Raw genomic sequence first — 21,906 nt, forward strand, 5'->3', positions numbered from 1 at the left:
CGCATCCGGTCGTTGCTCGTGGTGTTACCCGCACAACCGGGGGCGTAAACAGCGTCCGGCGCGTGTCAGCTCTTGGCGAGCGTGAATTGCGCGACGTCGGTGTAACCCTCGCGGAACAGTTCGGCGCAGCCGGTCAGGTACTTCATGTACCGGTCGTAGACCTCCCGCGACTGAATCGCGATGGCCTCGTCCCGCCGCGACCGCAGGGCGGCCGCCCAGGTATCCAGGGTGCGGGCGTAGTGCAGGCGCAGCGGCTGGACGAGCCTGACTTCGAAGCCGGCGCGCTCGGCGTGCTCGACGACGGCCTTGGCGTTGGGCAGGTCCCCGCCCGGGAAGATCTCGTCCATGATGAATTTCATGAAGCGCAGCTTGGTCATGGTGATGGGCAGGCCGCGCTCGGCGAACTCCTCCTCGCTCGGCTTGATGATGCTGTGCAGCAGCATCACGCCGTCGACGGGGAGCGCCTGGTAGGCCATCTTGAAGAAGTCGGTGTAGCGGTCACGCCCGAAGTGCTCGAAGGCGCCGATCGACACGATGCGATCCACCTCGTCGCCGAACTGTTCCCAGCCCTGGAGCAGCACGCGCTTGCTCCGTCCGCTCGCATGCGTGTCGAGCCGCCGTTGCACGTGTGCCTGCTGATTGCGGCTCAGCGTCAGGCCCACGACGTTGACGTCGTAGCGCTCGAGCGCGCGAACGATCGTCGTGCCCCAGCCGCAGCCGATGTCGAGCAGTGTCATACCCGGCTTCAGAGCGAGCTTGCCCAGCGCGAGGTCGACCTTGGCCAACTGCGCCTCTTCGAGGGTCATGTCGTCGCGCTCGAAGTAGGCGCAGCTGTAGGTGCGCGTGGGATCCAGGAACAGCTCGAAGAACTCGTCTGACAGGTCGTAGTGCGCCTGTACGTCCTCGAAGTGCGGCTGCAAGCTGACGGCTTCGCTGTGATTTTCGGGCTTTCGAACAGGCAAGGCACAACCTTCGACGTGGGTTTGATTGAACGTTCAGCGAGTTCAGCGCCACTGCTCGAAGCCGCTCGACTGTCTGGCGGGCCAGTCTACCGGCCGGTCGGCCATGCCCCGAAATCGCGATTGCCGCATTCATTCAGGTGTGGGGGCCGCCCGCCGTGGCTAAAGGGAGATGGGGGCTGTTTCGAAGGGACGTCACACGGACGGAATGAGGTCGACACCATGGAACCGATATCGCCGACGGATGCGCTGTTCCTCATCGGCGAATCACGTGAGCATCCGATGCACGTGGGATCGCTACAGTTGTTCGAGCCGCCCGAGGATGCCGGGCCGCACTTCGTCCGGGACTCCTACCAGGCGATGCTGGAATGCACGGACGTTCAGCCGACGTTCCGCAAGCACCCGGCGTTCTTTGGGGGCCTCACCAACGTCGCGTGGTCGTTCGACAAGGACGTCGAGCTCGACTACCACCTTCGGCGCTCCGCCTTACCCGAGCCCGGACGCGTCCGAGACTTGCTGGAATTGGCTTCCCGGTTGCACGGCAGCCTGCTCGACCGGCACCGTCCGCTGTGGGAAGCGCACCTCGTCGAGGGCCTCGAGGACGGGCGCTATGCGGTCTACACGAAGTACCACCACTCCCTCATGGACGGTGTCTCGGCGCTACGGCTGATGCAACGCGCCTTAACCCCCGACCCAAGCGACGACGAGGTGCGGGTTCCGTGGAACCTGGCGCCCCGCAGCAACGGGAAGCGGCGCCCGCGGCCGTCGCTGCTCGACCGGGCCGGCCGCACCGCGTCGGCGTTCGCGCTGGCGCCGGGCACGCTCAGGCTCGCGCGGGCCGCGCTGCTCGAACAGCAGCTGACCCTCCCTTTCCGGGCGCCGCGCAGCATGTTCAACGTTCGGATCGGCGGTGCTCGACGGGTGGCCGCGCAGTCCTGGTCGCTGGAGCGCGTCAAGGCCGTCAAGTCCGCCGCCGGAGTCACGGTCAACGACGTCGTGCTGGCCATGTCCGCGGGGGCGCTTCGCGCCTATCTCCTCGATCAGAACGCCCTGCCGGACGCCCCGCTGACCGCGATGGTGCCGGTCAACCTCCGCAAGCAAGACGACGACCGCGGCGGCAACCTGGTCGGCACGTTCCTGTGCAACCTGGCGACCCACCTCGAGGACCCGGCGCAGCGGCTGGAGGTGATCAGCTCCTCGATCCGTGACACCAAGGGGGTGTTCCAGCAGTTGCCCCCGGTTCAGCAGCTGGCCCTGTCGGCGTTCAACATCGGCGGGCTGTTCTTCGGGCTCATCCCCGGCTATCTGTCGGCCGCCGCGCCGCCGTTCAACGTCGTCATTTCGAACGTCTCGACCGGCCCCGCCGAGCCGCTGTACTGGCGTGGCGCCCGCCTGGACGGGAACTATCCGCTGTCGATCCCGCTCGATGGTCAGGCGGTCAACATCACCGTCACCAACAACGCCGACAATCTCGACTTCGGCCTCGTCGGCTGCCGGCGCAGCGTCCCGCACCTGCAGCGGCTACTGGCCCACCTGGAGAACTCGTTGAAAGATTTGGAGCGCGCCTTCGGCGCGTGAAAATGCTTTCGCGCCTTAAACGTTGGCGCTTTCTATCGGCGCTGGCGTGGTGGTGTAATTCAGGCACACCGTGGTGCCGCCGGGGCGTGCCTTGATGGTGCAGTGATCGGCCAGCGCGTGCATCAACATGATGCCGCGCGACGCATCGGGATCGTTCGGCTTCTTCGGCTGGTGCCGGTGCCAGCTGCCGCGATCGCTGACGCACACGCTGATGGAGTGCTCGGTGGGATCGTGGTCGGCCTGAAGCTTCATGCTGCCGACCCTTTGCTGCGCGCGGTAGGCGTGCTCGACGCAATTCGCGAGCGCTTCGCTGGCGCCCAGCACGATGTCGTCGCAGACGTCTGCGGAGACTGCGGTCGAGTCCCGCAGCCAGCGGCGCAGCGCACGGCGCAGTTCCGCCGCGGTGACGGCGTCGGCCAGACCGGCGCGCGTGAATCGCGCCGGGGTCACGTGCGCGTCAGCGGCCATGGTGCAGACATACCCAGTTCCGGTCCAGGCGATGACCCCGTGCACGTCTCGCTTCGGTCACCGATCGGGAGTCGGTGGGAATCATCGCGACGAAAAAGGGGTGATTACCCGTTAATCGGCCGGCCACGCCCCGGGCGGTATGTGACTTCCGCCATACCCGGTCATTCCAGGACGAAGACCGGGATCTGCCGTTCCGTCTTCGCCTGGTATTCGGCGTACGGGGGGTACGCATCCACGGCGAGCCGCCACCACTGCTCTCGTTCGGCGCCCTCGACCTCGCGCGCGGTGAGGGCGACGACCTTGTCCCCGTCCTGCAGCGTCACCGCCGGGTTGGCCCGCAGGTTGAAGTACCACGACGGATGGTCGGGCGCGCCGCCCTTGGACGCCACCACCGCGTAGCGACCGTCCTTTTCGACGCGCATCAACGGGACATAGCGCCGCTTGCCGGACTTGGCCCCCGTCATCGTCACCAGGACTACGGGCCGGCCGAAGATTTCGACTCCGTCGGTGGTGCCCTGCTGCAGGATTCGTTCGGTCTGCTCGCGCACCCAGTCGGTGGGGCTCAACTCAACTTGGTCTGACATGGCTCGCACAACACCGAGACAAGGCCTGGCCATTCCCGCCGCCGTCTAGCGAGCCCCCGGCGAGAGGAGCGCCGGGCGGTGGCGGACCTGGTTTCCACCGGCGCGTTTGGCCTCGTACATGGCGGCGTCCGACGTGCTGATGAGATCGTCGATGAGTTGTGTGTCGTCCGTGGGCGGGGCGATGTCGAGGGCGACACCCGACGTTCCGATGCTGGCCGTGATCGGGAACGGAACGTCGGCGATGGCTCGGCGAAGCCGCTCGGCCATGCGCACGGGGTTGGGTGTGGTGTCGGTGTCGACGATCACGAACTCCTCGCCCCCGATGCGGCCGATCACGGCAGAGCCGGCGCAGCTCTGCCGCAGCGCCTCGCCGACCGCGACCAAAACCTGGTCGCCGACGGCATGCCCCTGGGTGTCGTTGATCTTCTTGAAGTCGTCCAGGTCGATGACCGCGATCACCAGGTACCTGCCCGGGGATCGGCGCCGCAGCGTGATCAGTTCGTGCACAGCGTCGTAGAAGGACCGCCGGTTGTGCAGGCCCGTGAGCGCGTCGCGATCGGAAGCCAGCAGATCGGTTCGCAGCGTGTGCACCAACGACCGGATCCCGAACGGCACGCCGATGTTCAGCGCGGTCACCGTGATCAGGCCGGCGCTCGTCAGGGCGATGTCGCCCGTGGCGGCGGTCAGCCGGTGCGCCAGAGTGGCCGCGCAGGCCGCGGCCACGACGAAGTTGGCGAACACGTAGTGGCCGGTGTGAAAGTAGGCGGTGAACCCGCCGAGAATGGCGAACGTCGTGCATCCCATCAAGCCCGCGTAGGGATTCGCCAGGCCCAAACATGTCACAGCGATTGCGGCCGTTGCGCCCAGCGAGAAACCGATCGACTGACGCCGGGTGGGCCAGCGCAGCAACCACCAGAACGCGCCGGCGAATCCCAGCGCCGCTATGCCGACGAAGGCCGCCCTGAGAGTCGGGTCGGCCGGTCCCGTGGGAGTGCGCAGCATCAGCAGAGGAAGCGCAGCCTGCGATGCGGTGAAGGCGAACGTTGCTCTCCGCCAAATGGTCTGCAGCCCACGGCCCTTCAAATAGGCACTGACACCTTCGTACTGATCGGGTCGGGTCACCGTCGATGACTCCGCGGTGGATTTGCCACGTGAAGAATTAAAGACCAACCGCGATAATGTGCAAACTCGACCAAGAGCTGCCCGGCGCTTGTCAGCTGCGGGGGCGCAGCACCGGCGTCACCAGCTCTTTGGTGGCCAGGTAGCTGTCGAGGTTGCGGATCGCGAGTAGCGCCATCGCCGTGCGGGTCCGACCGGTGGCGCTGCCGATGTGGGGGAACAGCACCACGTTGTCCAAGTTCAAAAGCTCGGCGGGCACATGGGGTTCGTCGGCGAAGACGTCCAGGCCCGCCCCGGCCAGCCCGCCGCCCACGAGCAACTCCACCAGCGCTTCCTGGTCGACCACGCTGCCGCGCGCGACGTTGATCAGGTAGCCCTCGGGGCCCAGCGCCTCGAGGACCGCGCGATCCACCAGTTTGCGGGCCCTGTGCTCGCCCGTCGTGGCGACGACCAGGGCGTCGACCGACCGGGCCAACTGCACCGGCGACTCCGCATACCGGTACCGCGACCCCTCGACCCGGTGGCGGTTGTGATACGCGATAGCACAGTCGAAGCCGAGCAGCCTGGTCGCGATGGCCGAGCCGATGCGGCCCAGGCCGAGGATCCCGACCTGCATGCCGCTGACGTCGGTGGCGTACGGGAACGGGCCGTCGCGCGCCCATCGCCCCGCCCGCACGTAGCGGTCGGCGGCGCCGAAACGGCGCGCTGTCATCAGGAGCAATCCCACTGCCGTATCGGCGACCGTGTCCGACAGCACGTCCGGTGTGTTGCTGACGCCGATGCCGCGGCGCTTCGCCGCATCCAGGTCGATCGCGTCCACGCCGGCCCCGTTGTTGACGATCGCCTCCAGGTTGGGCAGCGCCGCGATGGTGTCCGCGTCCACGCCGGGGTGGCCCGAGGTCACGACCACCCGGACGTCGCTGGCGTGCTCGGCCAGGAACGGGGTGCGCTGCGGGCCGTCGGGCAGGATGGGGATTTCATAACGCTTCGCCAGCTCGTCGGCAAAGGTTGGCTCGAACGCGCCGACGCGCAGTACCGCATTGGTCTTCCTCACCGTCACGCTTTTATCATCCGGCGTCTTGATCCGGCGACGGTGAACAACATGCGACCGCTCGGGCCGGCGGGTCAATCCGGCGGCGCGGGCGGAAACTCGGCGCGCTTGGCGACGGCATCGCGGTAGGCGTACACCCGGTTCGCGACGGTTCCCAGGACCGCGGTGGTGCGACCGGATTGCCCGTAAGCGGCTACGAACTCCCATCCGTCGGGGTCGCCCTCGACGATTTCGATCGCGTCGTAATCGGTTGGGAAACCCAGCATCTGAACCTTGACATCGTATTGGTCCGACCAGAAATAGGGCACGTCTTCGTAGGTTTCCGCCCCATCGGGGCCCGCCAACAGCGTTCGAGCGGCTGCCGCGCCCTGACGGCCCGCGTCGTCCCAGTGTTCGGTGCGCAGGTGGCGCTCATACAGCGGATGCCACCAGCGGGCGACGTCGCCGGCGGCGACGACGGGGGCGTCCGGGCTGCTGCCTTCGGCCGCGCCCGTGGCATCGCAGACCACCCCGTCGTCGACGCGCAGGCCCGAGCCGTCCAGCCAGTCGGTCGCCGGCCTGACGCCCAGCCCCACGACGACGAGGTCGGCCGGGATCTGCGATCCGTCGGTGAGCCGTACCGCCTCCACGCGCGCGTTGCCGACGAAAGCCTCGACGCCCACGCCCACTCGGAGGTCCACGCCGTGCCGGCGGTGCAGCTCGGCCCAGCGAGGCGCCAGCTCCTTGCCCAATGCGGCCAGCAGGGGGCTGGTGGCTTTCTCGATGAGCACCACATCCAGCCCCATCGACCGGCAACTCGCGGCCACCTCCGCACCGATGAATCCGCCCCCCACCACTACGACCCGCGGCCGTGAGCCAAGCCGGTCACGGATGGCCAGGCAGTCATCGACCGTCCGGAGCATCAGCACCCCGTCCGGGACGGGTCCGCCGGGCCACTCGCGTGGAGTAGCGCCGCTGGCGATCACCAATCCGTCGAATTGCATTGACACATCTCGGTTTTCGTCCCGCACCTGGACGGTGCGCGAGGGTAGGTCCAGCTTGGTCGCCGACGCCCCTCGCAGGACGCGCGCCTCCATCTCGAATTGCGGCGCCAAGTCGACGCCCGCCCGATGCACCTGGCCGGTCAAGAACTTCTTCGAAAGCGGCGGCCGGTGGTAGGGGGCGTGCCGCTCGGCGCCCACGATGGTCAGCGCGCCGTCGTAACCATCCTGGCGCAGGGTTTCGGCCGCACGGGTGCCCGCCACGCCGGCGCCCACGACGACCACCTGTCTCAGTTGACGACGCGACATCGGTCAGTCCTTCAGCGTGATCGCCTGGGTGGGGCACGACACTTCAGCGCCTACCAGCTTTTGCCGCAGCTCCTCGCGGGGTTGCTCCTGAAGAAGATGCAGCCCGTCCTCGCGCACGTCGAACACCTCGTGGCAGATGCTCATGCAAACACCGTTGCCATCGCAGGTATCAAGATCCACCGAAACCCTCATCGCACCTTCGCCTTTCCCGTCGCGTCGGCCCCCGTGATCCCCCGGGAACTGTCGGGTCCACCAGAGGGCTTTCCTTGCGCGCGCGCACGCTCGCGGGCGGCCTTCGCCACCGGCGAATACTCCAGGTAATCGACCGCCATCTGCGTGGACGCCTCATCGTTTGGATGGTGACTTGGCCGCATGTACCGGACCGGCGTCGTCACCAGAAGCTTCCACGGACCCGGCAACCGGTACTCGCGGGCGGCCCACAGCCAGTCCCGCCAGCGCCACTTGCGATCGATGGTCGGGTCCCGGGCCATCAGGTAGCGAGCTCCGGCGATCCACCAACCGACGAACAACGGCGCGGTGAAGAACATCGAAAACGCTCTGATCCAATAGCTTCCGCAGACGTTCTGGTAGACGTCGTAGACCACCGAGCGGTGCTCGACCTCCTCGGCGCCGTGCCAACGCAGCAGGTCGAGCATCATGGGGTCGGCCCTCGCATAATCCAGACCCCGGTTGGTCAGCACCCACTGGCCCAACATGGCCGTGAAATGTTCCAGCGCCGCGACGTCGGCCAGACGCCGATACAGCCACCACCGCTTCAACGCCGGCGGAAAGTATTTGGGCGGATCGCCGAGCGTGAACGACAGCACCTTTCCCAGCCGATCCGTATAGGGGGTGGTCTCGATGCCCTGTTCGGCCAAATGGTCCAGCACCACCTGGTGCGCCCAGGCATGCCAGGACTCCTGCTGAACGAACGGCTTGATCGCGGCCTCCAACTCCGGATCATCGACCAGCGACGAGGCTTCCAGGACGGCTTTGATGAAGTGCCGCTCACCCTCGGGCAGCAACAGGTGCAGGACGTTGATCATGTGGGTCGAGAAGGGGTCGTCCGGCACCCAGTGCAGCGGGGTGTCCGACCAATCGAAACGGACCATCCGGCGATATTTCGGATGCCCCTCGTGTTGGAGTTGGACCTCTGGCATCAGCTGCTCCTCCCGCCGACGGCTTGTGCACGGCGGCCGAGCCGAGCGCAACCCCCACGCTTGGCGACCGCTCAGACGGACGGGTACCCACGCGCCCGCGTGGCCATGCGTACCGGCGGTACCGGGTTTCCCCGACAATTCGCTGTGAACGAGTGTTTACCGGATAACGCCTGCCCGGGCCGCGCCCGCGGATTCCGCGCGGAAGCAAATGCGGCGTCGCTCGGTTGAACGCGGCATGCGCATTGGTGTCGTGTTCCCGCAGACCGAGCTCGGTGCCGACCCCGCGGCCGTGCGTGCCTACGGACAGGGCGTCGAAGAACTCGGCTTCACGCACATCCTCGCCTACGACCACGTCGTCGGCGCCGACACGGCGGTGCACCGGGGCTGGCAGGGACCCTACGACATCGACTCGACGTTTCACGAGCCGTTCGTCATGTTCGGGTACCTCGCCGCGGTCACCTCGCTGGAACTCGTCACCGGCGTCATCATCTTGCCGCAGCGACAGGCGGTGTTGGTGGCCAAGCAGGCGGCCGAGGTCGATCTGCTGACCGGCGGGCGGTTCCGGCTCGGTGTCGGATTGGGGTGGAACGCCGTCGAGTTCGAGGCGCTCGGGGAGACGTTCACCAACCGCGGCAAGCGCTCGGAGGAACAGGTCGAGGTCATGCGCAAGCTCTGGACCGAACGGTCGGTCACGTTCAACGGCGCCTATCACACCGTGACCGCGGCGGGCCTGGCGCCGCTGCCCACCCAGCGGCCGATCCCCGTTTGGTTCGGTGCGGCGTCCGACCGCGCCTACGAGCGCGCAGGACGACTCGGCGACGGCTGGTTTCCGATGATGGGACCCGGCCCCGGCCTCGATCACGCGCGCGCGCAGGTGCGCAGCGCGGCGACGGCGGCGGGTCGCGACGCCGACCGCCTCGGGATGGAGGGCCGGGTCAGTTGGGTCGGGGACGCGGACAAGGCGGCCGCCGACATTGCCGCCTGGAAGGACGCCGGCGCCACTCACCTGTCGGTGAACACCATGAAGGCCGGTCTGGCCACCGTCGACGACCACCTGGCCGCGTTGGGGCGGGTCGCCGCCGACGTGGGGTAGGTGCGGTCTCACCACCGCGAACCAAAGCCGTGCGCTACGCGCGCGCGCCGTGGTGAACCTGGTTTCCGCCGCGGCGTTTGGCGGCATACATCGCGTTGTCGGCGATCATGATGAGCTCGTCCACCGCGCACGCGGCCACGGCACCGGTCAAGAGGTGCAGTTCGGCGGTGGCGGTGCCGATGCTGGCGGTGATCTTCGGGAACACCCCGGCGAGCGCGGCGCAAAACCGCGCGGTCAATGGTCTCACGTCCGACGTCCCAGAGGTCAGTGCAACCAAAAACTCCTCGCCGCCGGCGCGGCAGATGACCGCGTCGTCCGGAGCGTGCTCACGCAGCAGCTCGGCCACGGCCCGCAGCGCGCGGTCGCCGGCCAGATGACCGTGGGTGTCGTTGATGCGCTTGAAGTTGTCGAGGTCGAGCATCACCACCGCCAGGTGCGTATGCGACGGCGGCGGGTTGGCCAACCGGTGACCGACCGCATCGGTGAACGCCCGCCGGTTCAGCAAGCCCGTGAGGGCGTCCTCTTCGGAACGAAGTGCATACGTTCCCATCGCGCGCGAAATGCTCCAGATGCCCAGGGGCACCGACAAATTCAGAAAGTTGTCCAGCCAGAACGCGGAGACCGCCGTCGCGATGTTGACCTCACCGGCGAGCCGCACCACCGCCGCGGTGGTGACCACCACAGCCCATAGGCCGTTCCAGAGCAGGAGCTTGGGGCCGTGGAAAAACGCGATGTATCCGCCGGTGACGGCCATCGCCGTAGCCGCCAGGGCGGCGAGGGCGGCGGTCGGTTGCACGAGGCTCCAGGCGGCGACACACAACGTGCCGACCGTCAGGATGGCCTGCGACTGACGGCGGGTGGGCCAGCGCGTCAGCCACAAGAGCATCAATCCGAGAATGAACGTGGCGGTGACCACGCCGGTGACCGCCCCTACCGCACTCTCCCGGCTCGGCAACGCCGTCAGCGGTACCAACGCCGACGATCCCGCGACGATAGCCATGACTACCTGTGCCGAACGGAGCATCCCCCGTTGGCGCAGAAACGCAGTGATCCAGTCGTACTGGTCGGGTTCGCTCAGCCACGCCCTCAGCCGCGACATCAGTCGGCGAACCCGCGGTGCGGTATGTGGCCAAGAGAAAGGTCTCTCGAGGATGGCCTCATCGCGGCGATGGGTCCCAACCCTCGCTCCCGTGCTTGGGCGAACGTCGACTCACTGCACTTACCGGCCACCGGATCGGTACCCCTTTGCGACCCACCTCGGCCCCGTCTTTCACCCGTCTTTTCGAGCCGCCGCGGCACCGACAACTTGCGAGTCCAAATGCTACTCCTTTGCGGGTGGCGCATCGCGAGTGTGGCGACCATCCGCAACGTCCCGCTGCGGTTCCCGACGTCCCGGTTTCGGATCCGCCGATTTGGGCGACCCTGCTCCAGAAGCATGCGTCGGAGCCCGGAGGAGACCTCGCATGGATCGGCAAGCCAACATCGACCCGCCGCCAACGCCCGAGGACGCCCGGAAGGCGACCGCGGAACAACGCGAATTGCAGGAGAAACTCGAACACCAGGACGACGACCCCGACGGACCGGGCTTGCACCAGTCCCGGCGCGACCTTCCCGACGAAAGCACACGGTAGGACCGCAACTCGATCCCATGCTGATCACCGAGCAGACCTGCTGGCGGGTCGAGCGCGCCGACCAGTTGGCCTGCGTTGTCGACGCCGCCGACTATTTTCGGCATGTCAAGGCCGCGATGCTGCGCGCCGAGCACCGAATCATGCTGGTGGGTTGGGATTTCGACACCAGGATGACGTTCGAGCGAGCCGGTAAGGAGCTGCCCGGGCCCAATCAGCTTGGCCCGTTCCTCTACTGGCTGCTGTGGCAGCGGCCGGCGCTCGAGATCTACGTGCTGAAGTCCAATCTGCGCCTGCTGCCGGTCTTCGACGGCATTTGGTACGGCATCACCCCCGTGTCCCTGATGAATCGACTCAGCAGCCGGCGACTGCGCTTCGCTATCGACGGGTCCCGCCCGACCGGCTCGGTGCATCACCAGAAGCTCGCGATCGTCGACGATGTCTTCGCGTTCTGCGGCGGCATCGACCTCACGCTCGATCGCTGGGACACACCGGAACACCGGCACGACAACCGTTTTCGCCGAGCGCTGGGTCGCAGGTACGGCCCTCGTCACGAGGTCGCCGCCGCGGTCGACGGCGCGGCGGCGGCGGCCCTCGCCGAGAGCGCCCGGGACAGGTGGCGGGGAGCAACCGGCCGGCCGCTGGGCCCGATCGACGGTGCCGATGCAGTCTGGCCTGCCGAGCTGCGGCCGATCCTGCACGATGTCGGCGTCGGAATCGCGCGCACGCTGCCCGGCTTCGATGGCCGCCGGGAGGTTCGCGAGGTGGAGGCGCTCAACCTCGCGGCGATCTCGGCGGCGCGCCACACCATCTATTTGGAGAACCAGTACCTGGCGGCCCGGCACGTGGTCGAAGCGCTGGCCGCTCGGCTCCGGGAACCCGACGGCCCGGAGATCGTGATCGTCCTTCCGCGCAGAGGCCTGAACCGCCTGGAGCGCGAAACGATGGACGGCGCGCGCCACCGCCTGATCCATCGGCTCTGGGCGGCCGACGAGCACCGTCGATTGGGCGTTTACTGGGCGGAGACCGACGGCGGGTCGCAGATCTACATTCACTCGAAGGTTCTGGTCGTCGACGACCGGCTGTTGCGCATCGGCTCGTCAAACTTCAACAACCGGTCGATGGGATTCGACAGCGAATGCGACCTCGCCGTCGAAGCCGACCCGAACGACGGAGCGCACGATCACATCCGACGCGCGATCGCGTCGGTCCGCCAACGACTGGTGTGTGAACACCTGGGTGTGTCGATCGATGCGTTCGGCCAGGCAATGCACGATGGCGGGTCGTTCTTGGGGGCCGTCGAGGCGCTTCGTGGTGAGGGAAAGACGTTGCGGCGGTTCACCAGCCGGGCCGTGGCCGGGGAGGACAGCCCGCTGGCCGAAAACGACTTGATGGATCCCGACCACGTTCCGCGGTCACTGGCCCGGAGCGCGCGGCGTCTGCTCACCAGGCTGTCCCAGTGATTTCCGTTTCCTCGGGTCGACTCTGGTCAGCGGCGGCGGGCGAAGTACTTCTTGTAATCCTCGGCCGCGGTGCGCAGTTCGGGGTCGGCTTGGAACTTCGGTTCGAATTTCGCCCATGCCGCTTCCCGCTTGGCGGGGAAGTACTCGGTCGGCCAGTACGGATGCTGCTGCGGGCGGTAGTCGCGTAGCACCCGCCTGGCGACGGTGGCCTTGTGGACCTCGTCGGCGCCGTCGGCGAGCCCCATCGTCGGCGCGCCCGCATACATCGCCTGCAGCGGCGTCAGGTCCGTCGTTCCCAGGGACCCCAGGATGTGCAGGGCGTTGTACGACACTTCCCGCAGTACCTTCGCCATCGTGAACTTGACCGTGGCGATGTCCGTGCGGGCCTCCTTGGTACTGGAATTGTCGATCTTCCAAGCCGTTTCGAGCACCAGCAGCCGCAGCATCCGGATGGCGGCATAGGAGTCGGCGATCCTCTCCTGCACCATCTGGTGTTCGGCGATGACCTTGCCGTGCGACTCGCGTGACAGCGCGCGCTCACACATCATGTCGAATGCGAGCCTGCACTGGGCGATGGTGCGCATTGCGTGGTGGATGCGTCCACCGCCGAGGCGGCGCTGGGCGAGCGTCTTGGCGCCGTCCTCGGGACCGAGCAGGTGGTCGAGGGGAACCCGCACGTCCTGGTAGATGATGTGGTTGTGGTTGCGGGGCTCCGGCTGGATCTCGACGCCCGGGGTTCGGCGCGGCACGACGAACATGCCGTTGGTGCACATCACGAAGAGAATGTCGGCCACCCGTCCAGCCGAGGTGAACCACTTCTCGCCGTTGATGACCCACTCGTCTCCGTCGCGCACGGCGTGGGTCTTGAACAGGCTGGGATCGGATCCGCCCTGCGGCTCGGTCATCGAATACGCCGAGAACATGTCCTGGTTGAGCAGCGGCTCCAGCCACCGCTTCTTCTGCTCCTCGGTGCCGAAGGCGGCAAGCATCTCCATGTTGCCGGTGTCGGGGGCGGCGGCGCCGAACATCTGCGGGGCCTGCGAATAGCGCCCGATGACCTCGTTCAAAAGCGCCAGCTTGAGCTGACCGAAACCGGGACCGCCCAGCTCCTCGTCGAGGAAGATCGCCCACAGCCCCTGGTCCTTGATCTGTTGCTGCAAACCGCGCACATAGGCCTTGACCCGCGGATCGGGAGAGCGAACCGCGTACGGGAACACGAAGTCGAGCGGCTCGATCTCCTCCTTGCAGAAGTTGTCGACCCAGTCGAGCTTGCATTGGAACTCGGGATCAGTCGAGAAGTCCCACGCCATGTTGGTCTCCGTTCTGCCGCGTGCTAGGCCTTCGTCAGCTCGGCGTATCGCGTGATGTGTTGGTCGGTGGTGCCGAACTCGTACTGAATGGCGGTGAGCCGCTTGAAATAGTGCCCGATCGCCAGCTCCTCGGTCATCCCCATCCCGCCGTGCAGCTGCACGGCTTGCTGGCCGATGAAGCGTGCGGCGCGGCCCACGGTGGCCTTGGCCGCCGATACCGCGCGAGCGCGGGCCGCCTCGTCGGCGTCGAGGTTGAGGATCGCCAGGTAGACGGCCGCGATGGACTGCTCGAGTTCCATGTACATGTCGACCATGCGGTGCTGCAGTACCTGAAAGCTGCCGATCGGTTGCCCGAATTGTTTGCGCTGTTTGCAGTATTCGACGGTGTCCGCCAACACCTTTCGCATGCAGCCGACCGCCTCGGAGCAGATGCCCGCGGCGCCCTCGTCGCGCGCGCGGCTCAGCGATGGCCATGCCCGGCCCCGCTCGCCGAGCAGTGCCTGAGCCGGCAGCCGCACGTCGTGGAACGCGATGTCGGCCGCGCGCCGGTCGTCGATGGTTCGATACGGGTGGACCTCGATGCCGGCCGCGTCGCTGTCGGTGAGAAACAACGAGATTCCGTCGACGCCGGGGGTGCGGGCGGTGACCAGCAGGTGCGTCGCCAATGGCGCGGCCATGGCCACGGCCTTCGCGCCGTTCAGCAGCCAGCCATCACCGTCGGGCCGAGCCAGGGTTGTCACGTCGTGCCAACGATCGGCGGAGTCAGCTTCCCCGGCGGCCAACGCCGCCACCGCTGTGCCGGCAACGATCTCCTTCAACACAGCGGTCGCCGCCGGGCCGCCGGCGCGGTGCAACAACCCGCCGGCCACGACGACCGACTCGATGTAGGGTTCGATCACCAACGCGTGGCCGAGTGCCTCGGTGATGACCATGAGTTCGACTGGGCCACCGCCGATTCCACCGGCCTGTTCGGGCAGGGTGGCGCCCAGGATGCTGAGCTCGGTGGCAAAGCCGCGCCAGATGTCAGGCTGCCAGCCGGCGCCGGTCTTCGCGGCCGCGCGGCTCGTCTCGAGGTCGTACCGCACGGTGAGAAACTTGGCCAGCCCGTCACGCAGCAGCTGCTGCTCGTCGGTCAGGTTGAAATCCATCTATAGCCCCAACGCGGCTTTGGCCAGAATGTTTCGTTGAATTTCGTTGCTTCCGGCGTAGATTGAGCCTGCCCGGTCGTTGAAGTATCGCAACGGCGCGACCGCCTGCCAGGGCGCGCCGGTCAGGTATCCGTCGCCGGGCGGGTCGAATTCGGCGATCGGACCGCCGGGTGCGGTCCCGTGCGGCTGGTAGGCCCGGCCCCGCGGCCCGGCCGCCTCCAGTGCGAGTTCGGTCAGTGCCTGGCTGAGTTCGGTGCCCAAGATCTTGAGCATCGACGATGCCGCACCGGGGTTGCGCCCCTGGACCACCGCGGCGAGCGCCCGGTATTCGAGAACCTCGAGCACCTCGGCGCGGATCCGCGCGTCGGCCAGCTTGCGCATGAAGGCGTCGTCGTCGGCAAGCCGGCCACCGCCCGGCCCGGGCTGGTCTTTGGCCGCCCGACCGATCTCCTCGGCCATCACCTGCAGGCCCGGCGACACCGCGCCACCGCCGCGCTCGAATTCCAACAGGTACTTCGCGACCGTCCACCCGTCGTCGATCTCGCCGATGACGTTGGCCTTGGGCACCCGCACCTCGTCGAAGAACACCTGGTTTTGGATCTGTTCGCCCGAGGTCATCACCAGCGGCCGGATCGTTATGCCGGGTGAGGTCATGTCGATCAGGATGAACGTGATGCCCTGCTGCTTTCTCTCCCGGCGGGAGGTGCGCACCAGCGCGAACATCCAGTTCGCCTCGGCGGCGTGGGTGGTCCAGATCTTGCTGCCGGTGCACACCAGATCGTCGCCGTCGACCACGGCCGCCATCGACAGTGCCGCCAGATCCGACCCGGCCTCGGGCTCGGAGTAGCCCTGGCAGAAGACCACCTCGCCGGTCAGGATCCGGGGCAAAAAGTACTCTTTGTGCGCGTCGGTGCCGTACTTGATGATCGCGTGCGCGACCATGCGAATCCCCATCGGCGACAACGACGGCGCGCCCGCCAGCGTCGATTCGCGGCTGAAGATGTAGTGCTGCGTCAGGGTCCAGTCGCAGCCGCCGTACTCGACCGGCCAGGAGGGCGCCGCCCAGCGCCGTTCGTGCAGGATCGCCTGCCACGCCATGCTCGCCTCGTGGTCGGCGTAGACGCTGGTCATCAACAGCCCGGTGCGCCGCAGTTCGGGGGTCAGCCTCTGGTCGAGAAAGCTGCGGACCTCATCTCGGAACGCCCGGTCAGCATCTGACCATTGCAGATCCATGAATTTCCCCGGCCATGACGTGGTATCAGCGTGGTGTCCGCGTGAGTCTAGCCCTCACCGCGGCGGCGGTAAGTCCGGGTTCGCCGCGACGACGGCTCTCATCCGTCGAGCAACGCGCCGTGCGGGAGGGTTGGCAGAATGAGTCGACCTCGCAACCTCACAGAGAGCACCACACCTTGATCCCAAGGGTCCCGATGCCCGGCGCCGGCATCATGGAAATTCCCAGCGCCCCAATCCATATGGCCGCCGCCGGCGGCGACCTCGTCGGCCTGGTTGTCACGACATGATCGACGTCGCCGCGCTGCAATCGTGGATGGACGAACGCGGGCTCGGCGCCGGCCCGGTGCACAACGTGCGGGGCATCGCCGGCGGAAGCCAGAACATCATGGTCCGTTTCGAGCGCGACGAGCGCGAGTACGTCCTGCGCAGAGGCCCACTGCATCCCCGTCCCTACAGCAACACCGCGATCCTGCGCGAGACACGGGTGCTGGCGGCCCTCGCAGCCACCGACGTGCCGCACCCACGACTGATCCAGGCGTGCGACGACCCCACCGTCCTCGGCGGCTCGGTGTTCTATCTGATGGAACCCATCGACGGATTCAACGCCAGCGTCGAACTGCCTCCGCTGCACGCCGGAAGCGAGGCCGTGCGCCGGGATATGGCTTTCGCGCTCGTCGACGCGCTGGCCGCCCTCGGCGCCGTGGACCACCGCGCGGTCGGACTGGCCGATTTCGGCAAACCCGACGGATTTCTGGAACGTCAGGTCCCGCGCTGGCTCGCCGAGCTGGACTCCTACCACTCGCCGGCATTCACTCCGCGGATCCCCAACGTGTCGGCCGTGGCGGACTGGCTGACCGCCCGACGACCGACCCGCTGGACGCCCGGCATCATGCACGGCGACTACCACGCGGCGAACGTGATGTTCGCGCGCACGAATCCCACGGTGGCCGCGATCGTGGACTGGGAAATGGCGACCATCGGGGATCCGCTCCTTGACCTGGGCTGGCTGCTGGCGTCCTGGCGGCTGCCCGATGTCCAGGGCGTGTTCGGCGGACCGTTCGCGCGGTCGGCGAACCTGCCCACGACAGCAGAACTCGCGCACCGGTACAGCCAGCAGACCCGCCGCGATATGACCCATCTGCGCTGGTACACCGTCCTGGCCTGCTTCAAGCTCGGAATCCTCCTGGAGGGAACCTGGGCGCGGGCGCACGCCGGCAAGGCGCCGATGGAAGTCGGCGAACAACTGCACACCACCACCCTGCGCCTCTTCGAGCGCGCAACCGCACTGATCGAGGAGTCCGCATGATCGACTTCACCATCCCCGAAGCGACCGCCGCCCTGGCCGCCGAGATCCGTCGGTTCGTCATCGACGAGATCGTTCCGTTCGAGGCCGACCCGCGGCTCACCCAACACGGACCCACCGACGAACTGCGATCCGAGATGGTCGAGCTCGCGCGCCGCCGGGGGCTGCTGACCTTTCAGGCGCCGCGACGGTTTGGCGGGCGCGAACCCTCACACGCCGACCAGGCCGTCCTCTACGAGGCCGCCGGGTGGTCCACGCTCGGCCCCGTGGCCCTGAACTGCGCCGCCCCCGACGAGGGCAACATGTACCTGCTGGCCAAGATCGCCAACGACGAACAGGCCGACGCTTTTCTCCGCCCGGTGATCGACGGGCACCAACGCTCGGTGTTCGCCATGACCGAACCCGACGGCGCCGGCTCCGATCCCGGCCAGCTCAAAACGACCGCGACCTTCGACGGCACGCAGTACGTCATCAACGGACTCAAATGGCTCATCACCGGAGCGGCGGGCGCCAAGTCGTGGATCATCATGGCCGACGTGGTAGATAACCCGCACGGTGCCAGCGGTCCCACGCTGTTCCTCTGCGATGGCGCTACGCCCGGCATCGAGATCGAGCGCATCATGTCGACGATGGACCGCAACTACGTCGCCGGACACGGTGTCGTTCGCCTCTACGACGTCGCGCTCCCCGCGTCCAGCGTGCTCGGCGAGGTCGGGCAAGCATTGCGCTACGCGCAGTTACGACTGGCGCCGGCAAGGCTGACGCACTGCATGCGTTGGCTGGGCGCAGCCGAACGCGCCCAGGCCATCGCGATCGAGCACGCGCGCGTTCGTCGGGCCTTCGGTAAGCCCATCGGTGAGCACCAGGGCGTTTCGTTCATGCTGGCCGACAACGCGATTGCGCTGCAGAATTGCCGCCTGGCGATCTGGTGGGCCTGCTGGATGCTCGACCAAGGCGCCAAGGGGCGCCACGAAAGTTCCATGGTCAAGGCGACGGTATCCGAGCAGCTCTACCAGGTGGCCGACCGTTGCGTGCAAGTCCTTGGCGGGATCGGCATCTCCGATGAAACCCCGGTGGCGATGATCTTTCGCGACATGCGCGCCTTCCGGCTGTACGACGGTCCCACCGAAGTTCACAAGTATGCGATCGCGCGAAAGCTCCTGAGCCACAACGCCTAGTATCGAAGAGGTTGGCGAGAACCTCCGTCCACCACAACAGGTCCCGTATCCGTGACCAGAACATGATCCGGGACATGCCTTCGCAACTCGTGGTTCACATCTGCCCGAAGCAGGAAAGGCTGAGCGGCAATGCGCCGTACACTCTTGTCAAAACCAGCAAAAGCAAGCGCGCCAACAAGTCGCGATTCGTAGATGATGTGGTCGCCTACCGTGCTCGACCAGCGGGACCCGAGTAATGCTTCTGCCCGCGGTACCACCGAAAGGCTCGCCAGGGCGCCGCGTTCGCAAGTTCCTCGCTCCCGGTCGTCGCCCATTCACCCGCAACTTCACTCAGGTCTTCAGCACGGCGATACGAGACAGACGTAGTCGACGCCTTGTCTCCGCTAACCTGGCGGATCCGCCATCACTCCGCCATCACTCGTGAGATTCCGCCACGCCCCGTGAGAACCTACAACAGCGGTGTCATATCAGCGCGCCATGTTGGCGAAGCGCGACAAGTGCAGCTGATGCGCGACAGTCACCGTCTTGGTCGGGCCGTTACGGTGCTTGGCGAGAATGAAATCCGCCTCTCCCCCGCGCGGGTCGTCACGCTCGAACGCGTCTGGGCGGTGCAAAAGGATCACGACGTCGGCATCTTGTTCTAGCGAGTTGTGAACTGCAATACCATTAGCGATGAAATTATGTGTGCCGCTTACTGTTCCGTCGTAAACGTCCTGTTCTCCAAGGCCGGTAATTTCCACCACGGTGTCCCAGTAAACGTCGGTGGTTGCGAGCGCGTGGATTTCCCGATCGTCAAGCACCATTGCCGCACGATGAAGTCTGGACCGGCTGGGCGAGCGCTTCCACATCGTCGAGCCGCAGAACTGGGTACCCATGGCGGCGGCGAACTGTCGATGGGTCATCTGCCTGGCGGACCAGATGCTTCGAATCCGCGCCCAGACCTCGACGGGCACGGTGTCCAGGTTGGGATTGCGCACCAATCCCTCCAGCTGGTCTATGACCTGTTGCACCGCGACCGCTTTCGCACCGTGCACCCCGACATGCCTAAGGAATTTGAGCTGGTTCTCGGCCCCGTAGATATGCAGGTGCCAGGAGGCGCGGTACCCGACCTTCTGGACGTGCTTGATCCGCCCGTACACGCCCACCCGAAGCAGCAACTGAGCGACGTCGTCGATGAGGCGTCGGCTTGTCGACGCATAGTAGATGCGTCCCTGACCCACCTTGGCGTCCCACCGAGCCGAGCCGTCGGTGGCCCAAAGATGACGCAGGAACAACCCCACCTGGTCGTAGGGCACGCGAAAGACGGGTTCCGGCACGAACTTTTCGTAACTGCGCTTGCCGAACAGGCCCAGCCCGTCGAGCCAGGCCGCGATCGGGTTGCGTCTGCCGCGCGCCAGCCGCTCCGGCGCGGGCATCCGCAGCGTGGTCACCCGTGCCGCCGCGTAATCGTCCCGAATCGCGGTCACGCCGAAATGTGCGGCCGAAATCGTCACCGCGGCCAGGCTCGCCTCGTCCACCGATGCGTACCGGATCGGTTGGCGCTTCACACACGACCCGTCGCCGATCATGTGGGCGAGCAGAATCAGCTCCGAGTCGTCCATCCGCTTGGTGTCTACGGGCTCCGGTACTCGCCGCGGAACCGCGAGCCGATCGCCAACCTTCAGCTGCTCCAACGGGGTCCATCCGTCCAGCTTCATGAAGGGATGGTTGCCGGTGGCCTCGACCTCGCGGCCCGAAGCTAGCCGAAGACGGAAGACTTCCTTGCGACCGCTCGGGAAAACGTTGGTCATCGGCCGGGCGACCATGCGCAGCCGCTCGTCCAGCGACCACACCAGGGGCCGCTCACCGGTGCGCATCAGCTCGCCGAAGGTCACCTCGGCGCCCGTGTCTGCGCGCAAGATCCGCGTCGACGCGGTGAGGCAGCCCGACTCGCGAAGGTCGGCCAGCATTGGTTTCTTGTCGGTGCGCTGCTCGGGACCGCGGTTGAGCTGGCTGATGGCGACCACGGGAACCTCGAGCTCCTTCGCCAAAAGCTTGAGATGGCGGGAGAATTCGGAGACCTCCACCTGGCGCGACTCGTGCTTCTTGCCCGACGTCATCAGCTGCATGTAGTCGATGACGATCAGCCGCAGGTCCGCCTTCTGCCGCAACCGGCGCGCCTTGGCGCGGATCTCCATCATGGTCAGGTTGGGCGAGTCGTCGATATACAGTGGCGCCTCGCTGATTTCGCTCATCCGGCGCGCGAGCCGCGTCCAGTCGTCGTCGCTCATGCGGCCCGAACGCATGTCGGCCAGCTTGATTTTCGCCTCCGCGGACAGCAGCCGCATCACGATCTCGGACTTGCTCATCTCCAGCGAGAAGATGACGCTGGCCAGCCGGTGCTTGATCGAGCAGGACCGCATGAAATCCAGTCCCAGCGTCGATTTCCCCACGCCCGGCCGCGCCGCCACGATGATCATCTGGCCCGGATGCAGACCGTTGGTCACCTCGTCGAGCTCGGTGAAGCCGGTCAGCACGCCGCGCGACACCCCGCCGCTGGACGCGATGGCGTCGATCTCGTCCATCGTGGGCTGCAGCAGATCCTCGAGCGCAACGAAGTCCTCGGACAGCCGACGGTCGGCGACGTCGTAGATCTCGGCCTGCGCGCGGTCGACCACCTCCGCCACGTCGGCGCCCTCGGCACCCGCGTAGCCGTATTGCACGACCCGCGTCCCCGCCTCCACCAGGCGGCGCAGCAGGGCCTTCTCGGCGACGATGCCCGCGTAGTAGCCGGCGTTGGCGGCCGTCGGCACCGTCGAGATCAGGGTGTGCAGGTACGGCGCACCGCCGATGCGGCGCAGCAGCCCGCGGCGGTCGAGCTCCGCGGCCACCGTCACGGCGTCGGCCGGCTCGCCGCGGCCGTAAAGGTCGAGGATCGCGTCGTAGACGTTCTGATGCGCCGGGCGGTAGAAGTCGCCGGGACGCAGCCGCTCCAGCACGTCGGCGATCGCATCCTTGCTCAGCAGCATCCCGCCCAGCACCGACTGCTCCGCGGCGAGATCCTGCGGCGGCTGGCGGCCGAACTCCTCGTTAGGCGGCGACGAACCCATGCCCGGTGCCAGGTCATCGACCACCGCCACGGATTCCCACCTCCCCTGCCACGAACACCCTTGTCACAGGCACCCGAACATACATTCGATAACAGCTACCCGGAGCGTAAGTCAAGGCACCGACACCCACGACCCCGCGCACCGATACCGCATCGCGCGGGGACGACGGTAAACGTTGCTGGCAAGTACTTAAAGGGGCCGCTGTTCATAACGTTGTGCATCGCGTGTGCATATCCTTCGACACGTGTGTTAA

19 protein-coding genes are annotated in these 21,906 nt (G+C 66.8%); 6 read left to right on the forward strand and 13 right to left on the reverse strand.

What is annotated here, in order from left to right; translation table 11 throughout:
• Positions 1-65: 65 nt before the first annotated feature.
• Positions 66-962: a cyclopropane mycolic acid synthase family methyltransferase gene (locus BST11_RS02405; RefSeq protein ID WP_083136409.1), complete on the reverse strand. Its 897-nt coding sequence runs from the start codon at positions 960-962 to the stop codon at positions 66-68.
• Between the two features lie 219 nt (positions 963-1,181).
• Between BST11_RS02405 and BST11_RS02410 the strand changes: the two genes are divergently transcribed.
• Entirely contained in the window at positions 1,182-2,537 is a 1,356-nt protein-coding gene (locus BST11_RS02410; RefSeq protein WP_083136410.1) for a WS/DGAT/MGAT family O-acyltransferase, read from the forward strand.
• Between the two features lie 15 nt (positions 2,538-2,552).
• On the opposite strand, the gene BST11_RS02415 is transcribed toward BST11_RS02410, so the two are convergent.
• The 7 genes from BST11_RS02415 to BST11_RS02445 all read right to left on the reverse strand — a co-directional run bounded on the left by BST11_RS02415 (position 2,553) and on the right by BST11_RS02445 (position 8,208).
• Positions 2,553-3,005, reverse strand: coding sequence for an ATP-binding protein (locus tag BST11_RS02415; protein ID WP_083136411.1), 453 nt, complete (start codon positions 3,003-3,005; stop codon positions 2,553-2,555).
• Between the two features lie 161 nt (positions 3,006-3,166).
• Positions 3,167-3,589 (reverse strand): nitroreductase family deazaflavin-dependent oxidoreductase, encoded by a 423-nt coding sequence (locus BST11_RS02420; protein WP_083136412.1) that lies wholly within the window; start codon positions 3,587-3,589, stop codon positions 3,167-3,169.
• A 45-nt stretch (positions 3,590-3,634) separates the two neighbouring features.
• Positions 3,635-4,591 carry a GGDEF domain-containing protein gene (locus tag BST11_RS02425; protein WP_244897454.1) on the reverse strand — a complete coding sequence of 319 codons (957 nt, stop codon included), beginning with the start codon at positions 4,589-4,591 and terminating at the stop codon, positions 3,635-3,637.
• 211 nt (positions 4,592-4,802) lie between these two features.
• Positions 4,803-5,768: a 2-hydroxyacid dehydrogenase gene (locus BST11_RS02430; RefSeq protein ID WP_083136414.1), complete on the reverse strand. Its 966-nt coding sequence runs from the start codon at positions 5,766-5,768 to the stop codon at positions 4,803-4,805.
• Between the two features lie 65 nt (positions 5,769-5,833).
• The gene (locus BST11_RS02435) at positions 5,834-7,048 is read right to left on the reverse strand and encodes an NAD(P)/FAD-dependent oxidoreductase (protein ID WP_083136415.1); all 1,215 of its coding nucleotides are present in this window, start codon (positions 7,046-7,048) and stop codon (positions 5,834-5,836) included.
• A 3-nt stretch (positions 7,049-7,051) separates the two neighbouring features.
• Entirely contained in the window at positions 7,052-7,240 is a 189-nt protein-coding gene (locus tag BST11_RS02440) for a ferredoxin (RefSeq protein WP_067317519.1), read from the reverse strand.
• Positions 7,237-8,208, reverse strand: coding sequence for a metal-dependent hydrolase (locus BST11_RS02445; protein ID WP_083136416.1), 972 nt, complete (start codon positions 8,206-8,208; stop codon positions 7,237-7,239). The genes BST11_RS02440 and BST11_RS02445 overlap by 4 nt, the downstream gene beginning before the upstream one ends.
• 235 nt (positions 8,209-8,443) lie before the next feature.
• Here BST11_RS02445 and BST11_RS02450 point away from each other — a divergent pair, with 235 nt between their 5' ends.
• Complete coding sequence (locus BST11_RS02450; protein WP_083136417.1) at positions 8,444-9,301, forward strand: LLM class F420-dependent oxidoreductase; 858 nt, start codon at positions 8,444-8,446, stop codon at positions 9,299-9,301.
• A 34-nt stretch (positions 9,302-9,335) separates the two neighbouring features.
• Here the strand turns inward: BST11_RS02450 and BST11_RS02455 are convergent, their stop codons facing one another.
• Positions 9,336-10,301: a GGDEF domain-containing protein gene (locus BST11_RS02455; protein WP_158086762.1), complete on the reverse strand. Its 966-nt coding sequence runs from the start codon at positions 10,299-10,301 to the stop codon at positions 9,336-9,338.
• Between the two features lie 463 nt (positions 10,302-10,764).
• On the opposite strand from BST11_RS02455, the gene BST11_RS27875 reads away from it, so the two are divergent.
• Both BST11_RS27875 and BST11_RS02460 read left to right on the forward strand, forming a co-directional pair.
• Positions 10,765-10,932: a hypothetical protein gene (locus BST11_RS27875; RefSeq protein WP_169834864.1), complete on the forward strand. Its 168-nt coding sequence runs from the start codon at positions 10,765-10,767 to the stop codon at positions 10,930-10,932.
• A gap of 17 nt (positions 10,933-10,949) precedes the next feature.
• Entirely contained in the window at positions 10,950-12,392 is a 1,443-nt protein-coding gene (locus BST11_RS02460; protein WP_142276164.1) for a phospholipase D-like domain-containing protein, read from the forward strand.
• Between the two features lie 26 nt (positions 12,393-12,418).
• Here BST11_RS02460 and BST11_RS02465 read toward each other — a convergent pair whose 3' ends face one another.
• From BST11_RS02465 to BST11_RS02475, 3 genes are read right to left on the reverse strand one after another with little or no spacing between them, the layout of a single operon-like run.
• Positions 12,419-13,702, reverse strand: coding sequence for an acyl-CoA dehydrogenase family protein (locus tag BST11_RS02465; RefSeq protein WP_083136420.1), 1,284 nt, complete (start codon positions 13,700-13,702; stop codon positions 12,419-12,421).
• Positions 13,703-13,725: 23 nt separating this feature from the next.
• On the reverse strand, positions 13,726-14,850 hold the full coding sequence (locus tag BST11_RS02470; RefSeq protein ID WP_083136421.1) for an acyl-CoA dehydrogenase family protein: 1,125 nt from the start codon (positions 14,848-14,850) through the stop codon (positions 13,726-13,728).
• Positions 14,851-16,083 carry an acyl-CoA dehydrogenase family protein gene (locus BST11_RS02475; protein ID WP_083136422.1) on the reverse strand — a complete coding sequence of 411 codons (1,233 nt, stop codon included), beginning with the start codon at positions 16,081-16,083 and terminating at the stop codon, positions 14,851-14,853.
• A gap of 283 nt (positions 16,084-16,366) precedes the next feature.
• On the opposite strand from BST11_RS02475, the gene BST11_RS02480 reads away from it, so the two are divergent.
• Positions 16,367-17,389, forward strand: a complete 1,023-nt coding sequence (locus BST11_RS02480; protein ID WP_244897457.1) for a phosphotransferase family protein — start codon at positions 16,367-16,369, stop codon at positions 17,387-17,389.
• The gene (locus BST11_RS02485) at positions 17,386-18,564 is read left to right on the forward strand and encodes an acyl-CoA dehydrogenase family protein (RefSeq protein WP_083136423.1); all 1,179 of its coding nucleotides are present in this window, start codon (positions 17,386-17,388) and stop codon (positions 18,562-18,564) included. Before BST11_RS02480 ends, BST11_RS02485 begins: the two co-directional genes overlap by 4 nt.
• 467 nt (positions 18,565-19,031) lie before the next feature.
• On the opposite strand, the gene BST11_RS02490 is transcribed toward BST11_RS02485, so the two are convergent.
• Positions 19,032-21,683: a replicative DNA helicase gene (locus tag BST11_RS02490; RefSeq protein WP_083136424.1), complete on the reverse strand. Its 2,652-nt coding sequence runs from the start codon at positions 21,681-21,683 to the stop codon at positions 19,032-19,034.
• Positions 21,684-21,906: the final 223 nt, after the last annotated feature.

Source organism: Mycobacterium alsense, assembly GCF_002086635.1.
GTDB classification, from domain to species: Bacteria; Actinomycetota; Actinomycetes; order Mycobacteriales; family Mycobacteriaceae; genus Mycobacterium; species Mycobacterium alsense.